This is a genomic window from Peribacillus sp. Bi134, from assembly GCF_918698065.1.
Classification (GTDB): domain Bacteria; phylum Bacillota; class Bacilli; order Bacillales; family DSM-1321; genus Peribacillus.
In genome coordinates this window covers 351460-370327 of sequence record NZ_CAKKLN010000006.1, presented here as the reverse complement: position 1 = coordinate 370327, position 18868 = coordinate 351460, and the positions used below count along the sequence as shown (strand labels likewise).

Sequence of the window (18868 nt, the reverse complement as noted above, 5' to 3'; positions counted from 1 at the left end):
TCCCTATCTCCGGAAAACATAATCTTGTTAACGAATATTTCTTGATTTATCAAAACTGCTTGCATATACACTGAAAATACATTAGGATAAAAAACAGAACATATGTTCTTATTTTGCAGAATATACATACTATTATTAAAAACGCGCTATTTTAGAAAGGGGCGGTCATGATGACCCGCATTCCAGAAGATGACCGAAATATGATTGAAAAAGCCATCTACCTCCCTATGGTTATTACAGTCTTAAACCGGGATCTCAAGGTCATCGAAATTAGTCCGTTTAAATTAAAAAGGCCCTATTCGGAGCTAGTCGAACATATTTTAAAAGTGGTTCAAGACGAACTTGCCGAGGTGCGGCGCTATTTGCGCAAGGAGAATATTAAGGTTAGTGAAATCAAACGCGATGAATCCTTCACGATGTATTGTTTTTTATATAAAGGATACGAGGAACATCATAATTATTTCAATCCCCGCCTTCGCAACAAAACTGAAGACTTGTTATGTTATTACTTTTTCGAAAAAAACCACCGTTCAAGGAATTAGCGGGTGCAGGCATCCATGTATGTGGATGTTTGGAGCCTTAGATCATCCAGTATCTTATATGAGAAGGTTAAGCTTAATCAGTCAATATATGAATTAACGTAACGGAATGTTTCGGTTAAGAATAAGCTATAATGTTTTTTATTTGGAACTTTATCAGCAAATGATATTCCATCGAGTAAATTTGATTTTCTGATTTTAACTACACTCTGTAAATGCTTCTTGATTAATTGCTAACGTATTTAATTATATCCAATCATAGCAACATTTTACTAATATATGGTGTACAATCTATTAGATCTAATTGGAATAGCAGAAAGTATTTTGTCTAAACACAGTATATTGCACCAATTTTCATTTTGAAAACTTTTGTTAAAGAGATTTATCCAGAAGAAACACATAACAAAGAAGACGGAAAGTACAGACCTCCCGAATAGTTAGCGGAAAGAGATAATAAGGGTTACATAGAGACAGAAATTATACAATGGGGTCAAAAAAAGAGAAAAATTTCATAACATATAAATCTTTATACCCTTATATTGATTTACGGCATGTCGCTTTAAAATGATATACGAATGCTATGAAGTGCAGTCTAAATAAAGTCGGGGGAAATTATGAAAAAGAGTAGCCTTATAATAAATTCTATACTTGGATATATTGCAATAGGGGTATTCGTTATTGGTTATATTAGAAGTATACCGGTATATAACTATACAATTCTAGGTTTTGAAGCAGATTACATTATTCTTACATTAGGAACGTCTTTCATTTTTGGATATATATATTACCTTGAGAAGCAATTAAAGGTCCCCCAAAAGGCACTTTTTATTGGGAGAGCATGTTTTTTTATCACTTTAATAGGTAGTTTCATTTTAGAAGTGATTTGAAATTCAGCATTCTCTCACCTCTATTTCTGAACCATTTGAGAGAAGAAGGCTGTACACATTTCCAGTAACTATTCATTTTATGATACCTATCCTTAAACTGTGTTCAGCTAACTTCCACAAATTAGAAAATTACAGTAAAAATGCTTTATCCTAAGGAAGCAAAAGAGGAAATGTTTGTATATCGATGTTTTTTCAAAGAAGGCTCTGAAACATAAAAAAAAGAAATTCAAGATTTAATGGATGAGCTATTTGAAGATTAATTCTGATGCCCTTCTCATATGAGAAGGGCTTTTGGTTGTGACTTTTGCTAAAGCAAACATTGATATGATTGATCGTATGAAAGAATCATTCCATTATCCGCCCGTAGAATATCATCTCCTCCACCATATTAAAAACTCAGATACATTCCCCTTCTTCACCAGCGACAATCCATCATAAATACCCAGGATCATTTTACCTAACCACGATTCTGATACCCGCTTCCTTTTTTTATCACAAAGAAAATTATGTCCAAATCCCCATTTTTCGAATTACACATGGTAAATTATTATTTGGAGGGGAAAAATGAAGAAAATAAATATTCTACTGGTTGCTGTTCTTGTTTTGTCTTTATTCACTGGACTTAAAACAACTGAGGCAGCCTCAAATGTGAAGGTACATTTCATCAATGTTGGACAAGGAGATGCCATCCTTATTCAAACCGGTAACGAAAACGTTTTAATTGATGGCGGCGGTAAAGGAAAGGGCGACGAAGTTGTAGCCTACCTAAAAAAGCAAAAGGTGAAAACACTTAATGCATTAGTATCCACTCACCCAGATGCGGATCATGTGGGCGGTCTGGCTTATGTGATTAAATCGCTTAATGTAAAATCTGTGTATGCCCCTAAAGTTTCTCATACTACCCAGGCATATAAAGACTTTTTAACGGCTGTTAAGCAGAAGAAGCTTACAATAAAAAAAGCGCAGACTGGTGTGGAAATCAACACTAAAGCTAAGGATAATTCCCTTAAATTCATTGCACCTGTTAAAGAATATGCCAAGTCTGACTTAAATAATTGGAGTGCAGTCCTTTTACTTAAACACGACAAAAAAACATTCTTGTTTACAGGTGATGCTGAAGAAAAATCAGAGACAGATATGCTGGCTAAAAAACTGGTACCAAGTGTGGATGTACTTAAAGTCGGCCATCATGGTGCAAAAACATCAACTAGTTCAGCATTCATTAACAAAACAAAACCGAAATACGCTGTAATCAGTGTAGGAAAAAATGGCTATGGGCATCCTACTTCCACTGTTATAAAACGGTTGAATTCAGTGAAGGCCAAAACTTATCGCACAGATAAATCAGGTAACATTATTTTTACTTCTACAGGTCAGAAAATTACTGTAAAGACGGTGAAATAAATGGTACAAGGTATTATTGACCGCTTCGAAGGAAAGATCGCTGTCGTTGAAATCGATGGTGGTGACATGAAGGATTTTCCTAAAAGCGCTCTCCCCAAGGGAGCAAAAGTAGGAGATATGCTGATTATCGATGGAGATACCATCACCATTTCCAAAGAGGGCACTGAGAAGTTAAGAAAAGAAATTGACGATCTAATGGATGAATTATTTGAAGATTAATTCCTGGGCCCTTCTTTAATAAGAAGGGCTTGCTTTAATTTTGAATGTCTAACGCGGTATATACTTTGACATTACCTCTGAAGCCTTGACCCCGTTTGCTTCGGTGAACAGATAGAATGATTTCCTCTTTGTTTCCTCAATCCTCTGGATCAATTTCGTTTTTAAAAACGAAGTCCGGTGCAGCTGGTTTTCAAAAGAACTGCATGATACTGCTATATCGATGGTTTGTCTATTCCTGAATGTGATGGTAGTATGTTTGGAATCCAGGCGATCATAGGATACCACATGCTCATGTGATAACCAGATGCATTGAGGACGCAACGGAGATGTAGTGGGAAAGAAGAAAATCGAACTGGTCGGATCGATCGCAATAGGTGCTTTATGTGTGATGTTTATAAGCTGTTTTGTGCCTTGCTTGCGTCCTTCATAACTTGATCCGAAAAACTCACAGCTTTTCTTTATTATTTCCAAAGGTTTAAACGGGGATATGAACTCGTCCTCCATTTCAACTATACGGGCATATATTTTACTGCCGTAATTGATTGGCGAAACCATCAATGTATGTGGCGTGATTTCATATTCCTCGATGATTCCCTGATTGTTTTCCTTCATTTTTAATCCACCTCTTCCTTATTGCTAAACATCGCTTTTACTTTACCAAAGCTTATGCCCTTAATTGCTTGTACCCTTCCATTCCCCATTGCCGAAGAAAAGTGAATGGAGATAGTAAATGTATGTTAAATTACTCACTATAATAGCACAACCCTTGAACATAAAAAGTAAGTTCACAAAGAATTAAAAATTCTTTTATATAGTGGCTTTTTCTTCATATAAACGACACATTCTCTATTAATATTTAAATTTTTTAAATTTTCAGTTGATTTTATCCGCTCAAATCCATATAATAATAAAAAGGGTCAGGGGTGGTAACTTTGAAAAATGAAAAATCTTATTCAGAGTCAGTGAAGTCCTTATCAATGAGCGAAATGAAAAACGATGCCGTGGTTCAGGAAATGTTAATTGATATGATTATTCAGGAAGCCGTCCTTACTACCAAAAAGAATATCCTTGCAAAACAGATCGATGAAGCCTTGGATAAGAAAAACAAACCTTTATTCTTAAAACTAAGTTCTGAAATGAACGTTTTACTAAAACAGTTTGGAAATTAAAATGCATGATTTAAAAAAAGCCTAATGATCAAAAAAGCCTCCCATAATGTTGGGAGGCTTTTCTAATTATCATCACTCTTTATGAAACATCCCCATGACCTCGGATGTTTCGGTAATATTGACAAAAGCATTCGGATCAACTTCTTTTATCATCGTTTTTACATCGGTTAACTGATAACGTGTAATGACTGTCATCATTACTTTACTCTTTTCTCCTGAATATGCACCTTCACCATCCATGACTGTAATACCACGATATAGGTTGGTCAGGAGCTTCGTTTTCATTTCGTCACTCTTTTTGGTCACGATCATCAATGTTAATTTAATGTGATTGGAATGGATCGTATCGATCACCTTTCCTGCTGCATAAATGGAAATCAGCGTATATAATGCGGCATCCCAACCGAAGATGAAGCCTGAGATAACCACCACAACTGCATTCATCACCGAAAGCAATGTACCAAGCGGAAAGTCGCTCTTCTTAGCCAATAGCATGGCAATGATGTCAAAGCCGCCCGAAGACCCCGAAGCGCGAAAGACGATGCCTATACCGATTCCCGATATGATTCCGCCAAATAAAGAAGACAAAATCGGTTCAGTGGAAATTCCGTGAACTGGAATGAGATATAAACTGACGGAAATCACGACAACTGATAATATCGTATAGGTGATAAAGCGTCTCCCTAATTTCAGGTATCCAAGAATCAGCAATGGCAGGTTCATCAGAAAATTCAATATCCCTGTGTTGACCGGGGTGATGATTCCGAACATAATCGCAAGCCCACTAAGTCCGCTGCTTAAAATTAAATGTGGTATCAAAAATAAGTTGTAGGCTACTGCCACAAGCACTGAGCCTATAGTGATGAAAAGTACATTATACATATCCGATCTCCTTAAAACGAACTGGGAATTTAATTTATTATAGTAGAGAACCTAAGATTTTTAAAAATAATAGTTTTTTCTGAAAACAACTACAAACTTCCACTTTCCGAAGAAAAAAAGCCAGCTGGTATTCAGCTGGCTTTCAATCACCCTTTGTATCTGCATTTTCAACAGTTGAAATCCGTTCGAGCATGGTTGGATGGGAATACCTCAGCCATTTAACCAGGAATGGCGGGTTGACCTGACTCAAACCCGACCTCGTGAGTTCCTGGAAAGTCGTGATTGCTGATTCTTTATCCCCGGTCATTTCAATGGCGTAACGGTCAGCCCTTGTTTCTTGATATCTGGAAACATAATTGGACAGCGGACTCGAAGCAAAGAGCAGCACAGACGTTATTAAGAGAAATAATGGAAGAGATGATATGCTGTCAACCGAACGGACCTTTAACAGGTGGCCCCAGCGTCTAATGATAAAATTCATTATTTTCGATGTCAGCCACAAACCGATTAAAGTCAGTCCTAAATAACCTGCAATCCCTATATAAATGTGCTTTTCCACATAATGAGCCATTTCATGTGCCATGATAAAAAGGATTTCATCTTCCTTCAGTTTGTTCAGAGTCGTATCCCAAAGAACTATTCTTGAGTTGGAACCTATGCCGGTCACGTATGCATTCAAGGCATTTGTCTTTTCCGCCATATTTACTTCATACACATGTTCAGCCGGAATTTCAGCCTGTGACGCAAGTGCCAATATTTCCGTTTCCAGCTCTTTATTTTTTAGCGGGTAGAATTCATTGTACAGCGGATCAATCACTACAGGCTGAACAAACATCAGGAACAAGGTAAATGGAATGGACAACATCCAGGCATAGAGCCACCACTTCTTCACACTTTTCTTCATTAACCAATATAAAACGGAAACGATAATGAACATCATCCCAAAATTCACCCAGAATTCGATGACTCCATCCTTCATCCACGAGGTAAAACTTTGTGTACTTATATGGTAACTTTTGCTCATCCGATATCCAATGAAACTGATTGGAAACAGTGCCAGGTAAGAAATAACGGAAAGCCAGAATAAGTAAATGCCCGTTCTGATCGCTTTCCTTCTCGAGACCGCCTTTGACGACTTTTCAAATGCTTTTGATAAACCAAATAGTAAAATGAAGAAATACAGCAGCCATTCATATGGCGTGGATACGAAAAAAATGAAATTCCGCAGCCCTGAATATTCTTCGCTAAGCTTTAGTTCCCTTGCATTCAGGAATGTTGCAGGATCTGCTGCAGTTCCACGCAAAGCTTCGGGAATGGAGGTATCAGCTCCATAAAAAATATACCAATACATCGCTGCTGCATAAAGGATATATAATAGAATCGCTCTGCCAGCCCATTTTCTGACCATGATGCCCCTCCTTAAACCGAATCTCCCTCTTAATAGTTTAATCCAAAATGGACAGGTTAGAACCGCATTTACCTTCTATATATTTATTCTTTTCAATCTCCATCATTTTCTTGATTCTTTAATATCCACCAGGCGGAATGATGCATATGCAGAGGCATTTTTAAAAAGCTGAGGGCTGGGTGGGTTAAACGATTTTGTCTCTCTGCCGCTACCTAATTGTTTTGGAATGTGACTCCGATAAAGGATCCGTGAAAACGATTAACGGGGGAACGGACATGAGTAAGTCATCCCTTCATCCCGCTATTTTGAAAGCTATACAAAAGCGCAATAAGCTCCGGTCGATTATTAACATTCAGTTTTCTGTAAATCCGGCTTATATAGTTTTTTACCGTGCCGATGGATAGAAAAAGTTTTTTTGAAATTTGCTGATTCGTTTCCCCTTGGGTTATCAGGATAAGCAGTTCATACTCGCGTTTGGAAAAGGCTCCCAATTTTTCGATTGCCTTATCCAAAGTTACTGGTGATCTTTCAACATTCTGCTGCAGCTTCTTCATTAATATTGATTTTATTGAGGCAGGATAGACTATTTGACCATTGGCACATTGACGGATTGCCGACAGCACTTGTTTCATTCCGCCACCCTGTAACACATAACCTGCTGCACCATGGCATATCGCTTCGATAAGATAATGATCTTCTGAATAGGCAGTAAAAATGACGAAAGGAGTAAATGGGTGTTTTTCCTTTAGGATTGGCATGACTTCCTGTCCATACTTCCCTGATGACCGGGCATCAATAAGAATGGCATCTGGCATGACTGATGGTCTATGATCAGAATCAAGAAGGTCCATTTCATTTCCGGTTATCCCTATGACCTTAATGTCAGCTTCTTTTTCAATGATTCCCTCAAGTCCTCCCTGACCACCATATATCATTAGCTTAATCGACTTCATAACTTCACCTGTTCTTTTCATTATTTGTTATTAATCCGATCGTTTTTATAATTTCCCGCAGCGAAATAGTTCTAATGGTCTATATTTTACATCATTAATTCACCTGATAACAAATTTAAACTGTAAAATACTTTAATTAACTATGCTCCTCCTGACATAAAAAGGCTATCAACCCGTTTGCCTTCAGGATGATAGCCTTTTTCTTTGTTCCTCATCTATGAGCGTATCAAGTTTCATGATGCTCTCCTTTGCCCGTGGAAAATCAATTTTGCGATAATGGTGTTTTCCACCTTCTTCTTCATCTTTTTCGTCGGCCCATTTGACGACTTGCTGAAGCGGTGTACGAATAATATCATTTGAAGGTAAGAACGAATCGGTGTGAAATAAGATGGCGAGGGAAATGGTCTTTGCCTTAATCGGGTTTTCTCCCAAGCGGATTAACAGTTTATGTGCTCGTTCTGCACCTTTTATGGGGTGAATATCATTTTGTTTATAAAGATCATAATCCCATTTACCATTGCGATACCAGGTGAAATGACCCATATCATGCAAAAGTCCAGCTTTAGCAGCAATATCAGGGTCGACATTATATTCGTTTGCTAAGTGAAAAGCATGGTATGCTACCGCAATCGCATGTGACAGCCCTGAACGGTTCAAGTATTTTTGAGCAATGGGATGTGTAAAAATATCCAAAAGCTTTACATCTCTCATCTAACCCCTCCTTACAATTATGTGGAAATTTTTAATGACTATCATAACTCTTTTCTAAACAAGAATCAAGGTTTTAAGTTTCTCCGATATATTTTATGCAGCTTGATACACTTTGGTTGTACAAAAAAAGGACCATTGCCGGTTATAGGCAATGATCCATCAATGAATTCAGTTTTGCAGTACATGGTTTTTCAAAGAGCGTCGTAAAATTTTACCTGTCGCGTTTTTTGGAAGTTCATCCAAAAACTCAATTTTTGCCGGCACCTTATATTTGGCCAAGTGTTCCATGCAATAGGAAAGCAGTTCTTCCTCGGTCAATGCATTGTTTTTCTTTACCACAAAGCATTTAACCACTTCCCCCTGATTGGGATCGGGAACGCCTATGGCAGCCGCCTCAACTACTTCAGGATGGGCATACAGAACCTCCTCCACTTCACGTGGATAGACATTATAGCCACCGACGATAATAAGCTCCTTTTTACGATCTACAATGAAAAAATAGCCTTCATCATCCATCCTGGCTAAATCGCCTGTATATAACCAGCCATCTTTCAAGACAGCGGCTGATTCTTCAGGCATTTTATAATACCCTTTCATTACATTCGGACCTCTGACAATCAATTCCCCTACCCCATTGATCGGCACTTCTTCTCCAAGCTCATTGACCACTTTGTTTTCCACCCTAAGGATGGAGGTTCCGATGGATCCCGCCTTCCTTGGACGATCCAAAGGATTGAAGCAGGTAACAGGAGAAGCTTCGGATAGGCCATATCCTTCTGAAACCCTGACATTAAATTTCCGCTCGAATGATTCAAGCAAGGACACCGGCATGGCGGATCCGCCCGATATGCAAATGCGTAACGACTTTAAAGCATCTTCTTTCGCATCTGGATATTGGAAAAGAAAGTTATACATCGTAGGCACTCCAGCAAAAACGGTCGCATCATATTTTTTGATTTGCCTGAATATTTCCTTTGGACTGAATTGCGGGACAATTAAAAGCGTACCTCCGCTTATCAATGGGGCATTCACAACTACCGTTAAACTGAAAACATGGAACATTGGCAATGTCGTAATGACACGGTCACTTTCCGTGATTCTTAAATATTCACCAATATCATGTGCATTGGAGTAGATATTGGTATGTGTGAGCATGGCCCCCTTTGGTTTCCCCGTTGTTCCCGAAGTATAGAGTATGATTGCCGTATCTTCAGGATCCAGTTCTGGACCTTTAAAGCCTTCATCCCCCGATTCGATCATTTTTGTAAACGATTTCATTTTTGGGTAGATGTTAAATTTGCTAATATCCCCATTATCAGGCTGCGTTTCACAAATCACATATTGTTCTACGCTTGAGAGAATCGGGTTCATTTTCTCAAGTAAGGGTAAAAGCTTATCTAATGCCACAACAACCTTTACATCGCCATTATTCAGGATATAACCAATCTCGTCAGGTGTGTAAATTGGATTGACGGGAATTACGGTCGCCCCTGCTCGCATAGCTCCATACAACGAAATGATGAAATGTGGAGAGTTGCCTAATAACAGCGCAATGTTATCACCCTTTGAAACACCAAGCCTATGTAATTCGTCTGCGAACTTCGTAACGGCTTTATCCAATTCCCCATATGAAGTGGATTGATCCATAAAGTAATATGCTGGCTTACCTGCCTTTTTTAAAGCCATTTGATGAAGCTGTTCAGATAAATTCATCTTTCTCCCTCCCCTGCAAATAGCATGAATGAATAGTCATTCATTTTTATGGTAAACTAAATACATTTTTATTATATTAAAAGAATGCGATCACAGCAACAATTTTATCCATATTCCAGCAATTACTGTCATTATCAGGAACAAAAGCCATCCCATTAAGTCGGGACGGCTTTTCAGGCTTAATATATTAAAGCCAATATTTCTTCTTTCGTTACATTGCCAAAATAATGACGAACATCAATCTCATCTAGTACCCTGCTGATTGCTTCCTTTTCATAGCGTATTCCAGTAAGCTTTTGTTCAATATCCGTAACCTCTCCGACCCCGAAGAAATCGCCGTAGATTTTACAATTTTCAATGATTCCCCTGTTCACTTCAAGGCGGATATCAACAGATCCCACAGGGAATCTATGTGAGTTTTGCAAGTTGAATTTAGGTGATTTCCCGTAATTCCACTCCCAGTTTTGATATCTTTCTTCCGAGATTTCGTGAATTTTCTCCCAATCCGTCTCGGTTAAAACATACTCTGTTACCTTTCCGCTCTCTTTGAAAATATTTTGCAGAAGGAATGAACGGAATTCTTCAACAGACATCGGTTCTTTTAGGAAATCGGCAATATTACCGACACGGCTTCTTATCGATTTAATCCCTTTGGACTCGATTTTATCATTTTTCACTTTTAAAGCGGATACAATGTGATCCATTTCTGATTGAAACAGCAATGTCCCATGACTGAACATCCTGCCCTTAGTTGAGAACATCGCGTTTCCCGAAATCTTCTTTCCTTCAGCCAGAATATCGTTACGACCACTCAATTCAGCATGTATTCCTAGTTTCTCGAGCGTTTCCACGACAGGCTGGGTGAATTTCTTAAAGTTATGGAAACTATCCCCATCATCTCTCGTAATGAAGCTGAAATTGAGATTCCCTAGGTCATGATAAACTGCTCCACCCCCGGAAAGGCGGCGAACAACTGTAATGCCATTTCCATCTACATAATCGGAATTGATTTCTTCAATCGTATTTTGATTCCTTCCTATGATGATTGAAGGACGATTAATGTAAAATAGAAGATAGGTTTCATCTATATTTAAATGTTTAAGCGCATATTCTTCGATGGCCAGATTAATTCTTGGATCTGTAATTCCCTTATTATCAATAAAAAGCACAGTTGTTCCTCCTTGTAGACTTCATATCCCCGATGTTTCATTTATAGTTGAAATTCAAGATTGGTTTTGGCTACAGCTATTTCTCTTTTGAATACCTCGGATGCTTCTTTTTTCAGTTGATCAAGATTCCCATAATGCGGGAGGTGAGTTAACAGCAAAAGCTGGACGTCAGCCTTTTCTGCCAGCATGCCCGCTTCCCTTGCCGTCATATGCCCCGCCTTTGACCCATCCATATCACTGTAAAAGTTACTTTCACATAATAAAACATTTGCGTCTTTAGCGAAATCTGCAAGCTCATCCATATATGAACTGTCCCCTGTGTAAACTATCGAATGATTTTCAGCTTCAATCCTCATTGCAAAACACGGTACTGGATGTTTCGTTTTCATGAACGTAAATTTACACGGTCCAATGGTTAAGGGTTGATCAGCAGAGAAAGCTATCCCCTTTGTCACGTCTTTATAAGTTAACTTACCAAATTCGACTTCGTCTAAATCATGACCATAAATAGGAATGGTCCTTTTTTCGCTGCCCAATATCTGCTGTATGAACGCAGCGTGCTGCAGTACACCAATATCCGCTACATGATCCGGATGATAGTGGGATAATACAACTGCACCAAGATCCTCCGGCTTCATATGGTTTTGCAGCTGTGATAGAACACCGCTGCCACAATCAAGCAGAATGCGAAAATCTTCATATTCAAGCAAATAGCCGGAACTTGCCTCATTTTTAGCTGGATAACCGCCCCAGCAGCCAATTACGGTGATTTTCATGCTTAGGCACTCCTTTTTTTCTCTCAATGACTTCCCCATTAATATAAACTATTCTTGCCCTTATTTCACCTTTTTTACTTATGTTATAAAACATTCATTGACATTTAAAATCTGTTATAATACAATAAAACCATAGAAAAGCGAATAATAAAAAAATTCAGGAGATGATTTCATGCTTCAAAGTAGCGTTGAGTTCTTTAAAAACCTGCCACCGAAACAATGCACGGAATGCGGAAAAAAAATTGAAGAACAGCACGAATGTTATGGAAACCACTGTGATCATTGCCTATCTGGAGAGTAGTTGTCCTGTGTTTCACCATCCGCTTCCCAAATAGCAGGATGAATTCATATATGGTTCGGTTTCGCAGCTGAAAACCCGAAATAAAAAGAAGAGGTACCGAACGGTATCTCTTCTTTTTATTTCGGGTTCATTGCATTTGAGCAAAAAAAATAGAATTATCACGTAACGGATAATCCTTTGAATAAATATATTTTAAATAGTTCAGCAATTTCCTCTTTCTCTAATGGGGCATGGTTCCTTTCCCAATCAAAAATCAGTGCTAGGTACATCTTTAGCATCAGGAATGCTGTTATCTCTGGATCGCAAGGCTGTATATAGCCCTTATCAATCGCTATTTTTAGTTTTTCCTTAATGTAGGAGACAATGGCTTCTTCCATTTCATTAACCATTTCCTGAACGGCCGGCGTCCCAATTTCGCGCTCTTCCTGAAGAAGTTTCAAAGATAATTGATGTTCCTGCCTGAACTCCAGAATTCGATAAACGGCCCGATGCAGGTTTTCAAAAAAGGAAAGTTGGTCATCCAAAGATTGTTCCGCCTCATATTTCATTTCCTCTATCAACCGCTGAACGATTTCTTTAAACAGCTCTTCTTTATTTTTATAAAAGGTATAAATGGTCCCTTTTCCCACATTGGCAATTTTAGCGACTTGATCCATCGTCGTTGCCTTATATCCAAAAAGTGAAAACGACTTGGTCGCAGCTTCTAAAATTAATTTTTTACGATCAACAGACATTTCCCACCTCAATCCTGACCAAACGGACAAAACAGTCATTATGTTCAACGATATCATACCAAAAATTTTCAGTCTTTTCAATTATATTTTCAATTACTTATAGAAACAATGGCCATCCTCATTACTGGACAGCCACTTTTTCGAGTATTCATTTAAATCACCAAGGTCAAGTAAAAAGAAAGCGGCGCTTTTCCAGTTGTACAACATCTTTCAACTTCACATGTAAATATGTAGAGCACATTGCAAACATTGTTAAACTACTTTCTCCTATTGACTGATCACTTTTCCTGTAATCTGTTTAAAATGATTGTTGCCAAAGCATCGATGAATTCAGGTTTAACATTGGGCATATCCGGCCTATAGTAGCCTGCACCAATCTCTTCCGTCACAACCTTACATTCATAATCGTTATCATAAAGGACTTCAAGGTGCTCGGCAACAAAGCCGACAGGAATATAAATGAAAGCTTTATAACCTTTTGCTTGATGAAGATCTCTGGTTAAATCCTGTACATCAGGTCCCAACCATGGTTCAGGTGTTTGTCCAGCGCTTTGCCAGCCTACTGCATAATTGCTAACCCCTGCGCCTTCAGCGATCATGTCTGCCGTTTCTTTCAGTTGATTTGGATACGGATCTCCCGATTGCAGGATTTTTTCAGGGAGGCTATGTGCCGACACAATCAAAGCGAAATTATCGCGTTCTTCCGAGGTCATTTTCCCGATTACTTCTTTTACTTGGTCTACCCAATATTGGATGAATTTTGGCTCATCATACCAGCTTTCAACGGAAGTGATGGTGAGGTTCCCCAATTTAGCTGCTTCATCCTGGGCACGTCCATTATAAGACTTCACGCTGAATGTGGAAAAATGCGGAGCCAATACTATACTGACCGCTTCTTTGATTCCATCTTCATGCATTTGTTTCACTGCGTCTTCAACAAAAGGTTCAATATGTTTCAGTCCAAGATATGCCTTGAATTCAACTTCCTCCTGAACGGAATTCAATTTCTTTTCAAGCGCTTCAGCTTGTCCTGCCGTTATTTTTGCAAGCGGGGATAATCCACCGATCGCTTCATATCTGCCCTTTAGGTCGGCAATCAATTCGTCGCTTGGCCGTCTCCCATGACGAATATGTGTATAATACCTTTCAATATCCTCTTCAGTGTATGGAGTACCATAAGCCATGACTAAAAGGCCCATTTTTTTTCTTGACATGAAGTTACACCTCTTTTAAAGATTTCGTTCTTTTATTGTGCATCCAATAAAGGAGTTTTAGCAAATGGTTCGCTCACCTTACTTCATTTTTGATGAATATTCATGAATGAAAGCGGTCAGCCTCTTCAGTGTATCCGGATTTACGGACGGGAAAACCCCATGACCAAGATTAAAGATGTAGCCGTCCTGCTCCATGCCCTGATCCAGGATCCTTTTCGTCCGTTCTTCTATAACATCCCATGAAGATAATAGCAGGGCAGGATCTAGATTACCTTGTACCGTTTTTTGGATTCCCATTTGTCTTGCTTCTTTAATTGGCAGTCTCCAATCAAGCCCGACTACATCAATCGGAAGATCATTCCACTCAAGTGCCAAGTGACTTGCGCCGACCCCGAACATGATTAGCGGTACATTTTCTTCACGCAATGATGAAAAGATACGAGTCATGATCGGCTTGATGAATACGCGGTAATCTTCAACATTCAAAGCACCCACCCAGGAATCAAAGATTTGGATGGCTTTAACGCCGGCTTTGATTTGCGACTTGACATAGATGATGATCATATCCGCTAACTTATCCATTAATGCAAACCATGCCTTTGGCTCTGTATACATGAAAGCTTTCGTCTTATTGTAGTTTTTGGAGGGGCCGCCTTCAATCATGTATGAAGCAATGGTGAACGGAGCCCCGGAGAAACCGATCAAAGGAACGGACAATTGCTCCGTGGTCAATAATTTAATCGTGTCCAACACATATGGGATGTCTTTCTCTGGGTTCAATTCACCTAATTTTTCAACATCTGATACCGATTGGATCGGATTGGATATGACCGGACCGATTCCGGACTTAATCTCAACATCGACACCAATGGCTGGTAGCGGTGTCATTATATCTTTATATAAAATCGCAGCGTCTACATCATATTGCTCGACTGGCAATCTAGTTACATAAGCGCATAATTCCGGCTGATGAGTAATTTCAAAAAGAGAGTACTTCTCTTTCAATTTACGGTATTCCGGCTGTGAACGGCCGGCCTGACGCATATACCAAACAGGCACATGATCCGTTTTCTCTCCTCTCGCAGCTTTTAAGAATGTATCATTCGTAATTTCCTTAGACATTAATATCCACCTTTCAAGCAATCACGTTTCTATTTTTATTCATTACCTACATAGAATATCAGAAGGATGTTGAATTTCAAATCGAATCTCCTTAAACTATAGCTTTTTCTATAATAGAAGTATAGCCAACCTATATATTTGTCAGAAAATCGACGTTTTTATAAATATCTTACCGGTTTACAAGCCTAATGGTTAGTTTGGAAATGGTAAAAGCACTATTCATTGGGTAAAATGGGTATACAGGTTCTATATAGAAATTGGAGGGGAATTTATGAATGTATTCATCACATCAGGCACTTACGATTTTTTAAAAATCAAAAAAGATAAGCACCCGAATGAAAAAATATTACTTATGCAAAATCCTGACACTGCAGTACTTTTACATGAAACAACAGGTAAAACGATCTTCAGCTCTCCACGTAAGTATGAAGTAGTTGATGGGAAAGGAAACCTTCAGGATCATGGGTATGTAGTCATGAACAATATCCCTGTAAGTGAAGAAGGAAGGCCGGTATTCGAACATCGTTTTAAAAACAGGGCCGGATTCATTGAAAATGAACCAGGTTTCGTCGCACTTCGTGTCCTGCGGCCAATCAATTCTGAAACTTATGTAATTCTAACGATTTGGGAGAAACAAGCTGATTTCCTGAACTGGAAGAATTCCGGTTCCTTTAAGATGGCGCATAACAGCGACTCCAAAGCTCCCGTTACGAATTCCAGCCAGAAGATGTTTTCGGGTGAAGCCTATGTTACTCAATATACATTGGTGAAGGATTCCGAAGAATAATCCATTCTTGCTCAATAAAAGGCCCATCCCCTTAAGGATGGGCCTTTTCATAGTAATGCAGATCGTTATTTGGACGCTAAAAAATCATAAAGACCTATAACAATCCGACAAATTCCTTCTTTATTTCCGGGGAAATACAACGGATATTTACATAAATTTTATCTGAATCCTTTTTTCAAAGTACTCTAGGCCCCAGGAATTTATGCAATTTAAACAAGGTTAAACTATATGCCGCGCCTAATGCATAACCTGCAAAGATATCAGTTGGAAAATGAACCTTCATAGCAATCCTACTGACACCAATTAGCAGAATGAGACAAAAGAAACCGATTCCTAATGCCCATTTCAATGAGTTCCCTTTAATTTCTTTCATGATTAAATAAGCAACCATACTGAAGAAAATAAGGCCCACCATTGCGTGGCCACTTGGAAAACTGAAGCCAGCGGTATCCATCAAATGATTTTCAGGGCGCACTCTTTTCACATGATTTTTTATCCACCCGTTTAACACATCACCCCCAGCAATTCCGATAGAGAAGACGGCCATGGTCCAATAATCCTTCTTTATTATCCACAAATAGAGAACACATAATAAGCTTCCAAAACCAATGAACTTGGATTTCCCAAGATAGGTAATGGTTTTGAAGAAAGTGAACGAAAAAGTATTTTCACCTACCGAAAAAAGTTCCGCAACATATGTATCGAACGCTAAAGCCTCCTCACTTTGGACTTCATGCATCAAAAAAAAGAATAGCAACATGCAAAGCAAAACCAAAGCAATCCAGAAATATTTAATCATTATATATCTCTCCTCGAGGTATTTAATATACTTTGGATTATTCAGAATATGATATACTATTTACAATTAATCCAATCATTGGGAGGTGCAAAATGATACAGCGATTACACGATCTTCTAGATGGTTCATATGAAGAAATGGTATCCATCCGGCGTTATCTTCATCAAAACCCCGAGCTTTCTTTTCAAGAAACCCAAACGGCGGCCTTCATCGCCGGATATTATGAAAAACTTGGAATCGAACACCGAACAAATGTAGGCGGTAATGGTGTTATTGCCAAGGTCACAGGCAGTAAGCCTGGTAAAACCGTAGCATTGCGCGCTGATTTCGACGCCTTACCCATTCAAGATGAAAAAGAAGTTCCCTATAAATCTTCCGTACCCGGGGTAATGCATGCGTGTGGACACGATGGCCATACAGCGACACTCCTTGTCCTTGCAAAAAATCTGAATGAACTGAAGGATGAGCTCGAAGGTGAATATATATTTATCCACCAACATGCTGAAGAATATGCTCCAGGGGGTGCCAAACCGATGATTGAGGCTGGCTGCCTTGATGGAGTGGATGTAATTTTCGGCACCCATTTATGGGCAACGGCCCCAACCGGAACAGTCCAATACGCTTATGGACCCCTTATGGCCGCTGCTGACCGTTTTGAAATCACTATTCAAGGGCAGGGCGGGCATGGAGCCCAGCCGCATAAAACCCGTGATGCAATCGTAGTCGGCTCTCAGCTCGTCATGGCCCTGCAGCAAATCGTGAGCCGCCGCCTAAACCCAATAGATTCTGCAGTCATTACCGTCGGTTCCTTTGTAGCAGATAATGCCTTTAACGTCATTGCAGATAAGGCTAAAATAATCGGGACCGTCCGCACATTCAAGGAAGATGTCCGTTCATTCATTAGCGAAGAAATAGAGCGGATTGTTAAAGGAACCTGCATAGCTGCGGACTGCACCTATGAATATCAATACTTTCAAGGTTATCCAGCTGTTATTCCACATGTTGAGGAAACTAAATTCCTCATCGAAAGCACTGAGTCGGTCAAGGAAGTTTTGATTACAGAGGAAATTGACCCGGATATGACAGGTGAAGATTTTTCTTATTATTTACAAAATGTAAAAGGTACATTCTTCTTTACGGGAGCCAGGCCAAAAAATGAACATACATATCCGCATCATCATCCTTTGTTTGATATTGATGAAAATGCGATGCTCATTGCAGCCAAAATATTAGGCACTGCAGCGGTAACTTATCACAATAAGAAACAATCATCCCAAATGGTGAATGAATCTTTATTGCGGTAATGTTGAAGGGACGGGTTACCCCCGTCCCTTACTCTTTAAGAAGTCTGATTCGGTAACAATTGACAGCCGTTTCCCCAAGATGTTCCAACAAATGATGGTTGGCATATCCACCGACAGCTGCCCCAATACCTGGAACGAGCTGGAACATTTTGATGACATCGATGTGATCGCGATATTCCTGCTGAAATTCTTGCCAGTCTATTTCCGGCCATTTCCCTGAATCCCATTCCTCTATTACCTGTAAAGTTTCCAATTTCTTCTCCTCGCTTGAAAATGCCATCTGGAAGATATGGAGAATGAATAATCGTTCCTCATATTTATTTGGATCGAAACCGTATATACGGGATAGTTCGAATAATAATTTCATCTTGATGCTAAGCAGTAATGGGAAATCAGCCAATCCAATTAAAAGCCCTGCCGCTCCGGTTCCCACACCTTCTATAACGGCCGTTTTCCGATATGCCGTTACAGTTTCCGCAACCCACTCTTCTTTTTGCTGCAAGGATAGTAGCACTACATTTTTTTCTTTAGACATATATTTAGAACCTGATAATACGGCCTCTATCATCCCTTTAATACTATCAGTAATCATTTTGTGCACTCGGTCTGGAATATAACTATTCAATTTGATCTGCGCCTTTTTGGACATCCGCTCAAGCCTGCCAGATTTCTTGGCTACTTTCTTTTTCCATGATATTAGTTCCGAAAATGCCTTTTGTTCATATTCATCCATTCATTTAACACCTCCGTTAAATATGTATATACCCCCTACGAGGC

At 39.1% G+C, this 18868-nt stretch carries 20 protein-coding genes; 7 read left to right on the top strand and 13 right to left on the bottom strand.

Features of this window, described 5'->3' with window-relative positions:
- Positions 1–170: 170 nt before the first annotated feature.
- The 3 genes from LQ188_RS15635 to LQ188_RS15625 all read left to right on the top strand — a co-directional run bounded on the left by LQ188_RS15635 (position 171) and on the right by LQ188_RS15625 (position 3049).
- Positions 171–542, top strand: a complete 372-nt coding sequence (locus tag LQ188_RS15635; protein ID WP_101224156.1) for a hypothetical protein — start codon at positions 171–173, stop codon at positions 540–542.
- 1448 nt (positions 543–1990) lie between these two features.
- A complete protein-coding gene (locus tag LQ188_RS15630) occupies positions 1991–2830 on the top strand; it encodes a ComEC/Rec2 family competence protein (protein WP_101224158.1) in 840 nt (279 codons plus the stop codon).
- Positions 2831–3049 carry a DUF3006 domain-containing protein gene (locus LQ188_RS15625; protein WP_057275817.1) on the top strand — a complete coding sequence of 73 codons (219 nt, stop codon included), beginning with the start codon at positions 2831–2833 and terminating at the stop codon, positions 3047–3049.
- A gap of 48 nt (positions 3050–3097) precedes the next feature.
- On the opposite strand, the gene LQ188_RS15620 is transcribed toward LQ188_RS15625, so the two are convergent.
- The gene (locus tag LQ188_RS15620) at positions 3098–3661 is read right to left on the bottom strand and encodes a competence protein ComK (RefSeq protein WP_137017120.1); all 564 of its coding nucleotides are present in this window, start codon (positions 3659–3661) and stop codon (positions 3098–3100) included.
- A 320-nt stretch (positions 3662–3981) separates the two neighbouring features.
- Between LQ188_RS15620 and LQ188_RS15615 the strand changes: the two genes are divergently transcribed.
- Positions 3982–4218, top strand: a complete 237-nt coding sequence (locus LQ188_RS15615) for an IDEAL domain-containing protein (RefSeq protein ID WP_137017118.1) — start codon at positions 3982–3984, stop codon at positions 4216–4218.
- A 72-nt stretch (positions 4219–4290) separates the two neighbouring features.
- Here the strand turns inward: LQ188_RS15615 and LQ188_RS15610 are convergent, their stop codons facing one another.
- The 7 genes from LQ188_RS15610 to LQ188_RS15580 form a co-directional block, all read right to left on the bottom strand.
- Positions 4291–5100, bottom strand: a complete 810-nt coding sequence (locus tag LQ188_RS15610) for a YitT family protein (RefSeq protein ID WP_101224162.1) — start codon at positions 5098–5100, stop codon at positions 4291–4293.
- A gap of 142 nt (positions 5101–5242) precedes the next feature.
- Positions 5243–6508, bottom strand: coding sequence for a M48 family metallopeptidase (locus tag LQ188_RS15605; protein ID WP_230177348.1), 1266 nt, complete (start codon positions 6506–6508; stop codon positions 5243–5245).
- Positions 6509–6792: 284 nt separating this feature from the next.
- The gene (locus LQ188_RS15600; RefSeq protein WP_157831088.1) at positions 6793–7461 is read right to left on the bottom strand and encodes a response regulator transcription factor; all 669 of its coding nucleotides are present in this window, start codon (positions 7459–7461) and stop codon (positions 6793–6795) included.
- A gap of 183 nt (positions 7462–7644) precedes the next feature.
- Complete coding sequence (locus tag LQ188_RS15595) at positions 7645–8172, bottom strand: HD domain-containing protein (RefSeq protein ID WP_101224165.1); 528 nt, start codon at positions 8170–8172, stop codon at positions 7645–7647.
- 168 nt (positions 8173–8340) lie between these two features.
- The gene (locus tag LQ188_RS15590) at positions 8341–9885 is read right to left on the bottom strand and encodes a fatty acid--CoA ligase family protein (protein ID WP_230177346.1); all 1545 of its coding nucleotides are present in this window, start codon (positions 9883–9885) and stop codon (positions 8341–8343) included.
- 179 nt (positions 9886–10064) lie between these two features.
- Positions 10065–11054 carry a lipoate--protein ligase gene (locus tag LQ188_RS15585; protein ID WP_230177344.1) on the bottom strand — a complete coding sequence of 330 codons (990 nt, stop codon included), beginning with the start codon at positions 11052–11054 and terminating at the stop codon, positions 10065–10067.
- 41 nt (positions 11055–11095) lie between these two features.
- Complete coding sequence (locus LQ188_RS15580) at positions 11096–11830, bottom strand: MBL fold metallo-hydrolase (protein ID WP_101224168.1); 735 nt, start codon at positions 11828–11830, stop codon at positions 11096–11098.
- Positions 11831–12002: 172 nt separating this feature from the next.
- On the opposite strand from LQ188_RS15580, the gene yhfH reads away from it, so the two are divergent.
- Positions 12003–12131 (top strand): protein YhfH, encoded by a 129-nt coding sequence (gene yhfH, locus LQ188_RS15575; protein WP_101224169.1) that lies wholly within the window; start codon positions 12003–12005, stop codon positions 12129–12131.
- Positions 12132–12289: 158 nt separating this feature from the next.
- On the opposite strand, the gene LQ188_RS15570 is transcribed toward yhfH, so the two are convergent.
- The 3 genes from LQ188_RS15570 to hemE form a co-directional block, all read right to left on the bottom strand.
- A complete protein-coding gene (locus LQ188_RS15570; RefSeq protein ID WP_101224170.1) occupies positions 12290–12865 on the bottom strand; it encodes a TetR/AcrR family transcriptional regulator in 576 nt (191 codons plus the stop codon).
- Between the two features lie 278 nt (positions 12866–13143).
- Entirely contained in the window at positions 13144–14079 is a 936-nt protein-coding gene (hemH, locus tag LQ188_RS15565) for a ferrochelatase (protein WP_101224171.1), read from the bottom strand.
- A 78-nt stretch (positions 14080–14157) separates the two neighbouring features.
- Complete coding sequence (gene hemE, locus LQ188_RS15560) at positions 14158–15201, bottom strand: uroporphyrinogen decarboxylase (RefSeq protein WP_230177343.1); 1044 nt, start codon at positions 15199–15201, stop codon at positions 14158–14160.
- A 271-nt stretch (positions 15202–15472) separates the two neighbouring features.
- Here hemE and LQ188_RS15555 point away from each other — a divergent pair, with 271 nt between their 5' ends.
- Positions 15473–15988, top strand: coding sequence for an antibiotic biosynthesis monooxygenase (locus LQ188_RS15555; protein ID WP_101224173.1), 516 nt, complete (start codon positions 15473–15475; stop codon positions 15986–15988).
- Positions 15989–16163: 175 nt separating this feature from the next.
- On the opposite strand, the gene LQ188_RS15550 is transcribed toward LQ188_RS15555, so the two are convergent.
- A complete protein-coding gene (locus tag LQ188_RS15550; protein ID WP_101224174.1) occupies positions 16164–16787 on the bottom strand; it encodes a phosphatase PAP2 family protein in 624 nt (207 codons plus the stop codon).
- A gap of 92 nt (positions 16788–16879) precedes the next feature.
- Here LQ188_RS15550 and LQ188_RS15545 point away from each other — a divergent pair, with 92 nt between their 5' ends.
- Positions 16880–18091 (top strand): M20 family metallopeptidase, encoded by a 1212-nt coding sequence (locus LQ188_RS15545; protein WP_230177342.1) that lies wholly within the window; start codon positions 16880–16882, stop codon positions 18089–18091.
- Between the two features lie 28 nt (positions 18092–18119).
- Here the strand turns inward: LQ188_RS15545 and LQ188_RS15540 are convergent, their stop codons facing one another.
- Positions 18120–18824, bottom strand: coding sequence for an EcsC family protein (locus tag LQ188_RS15540; RefSeq protein WP_101224176.1), 705 nt, complete (start codon positions 18822–18824; stop codon positions 18120–18122).
- Positions 18825–18868: the final 44 nt, after the last annotated feature.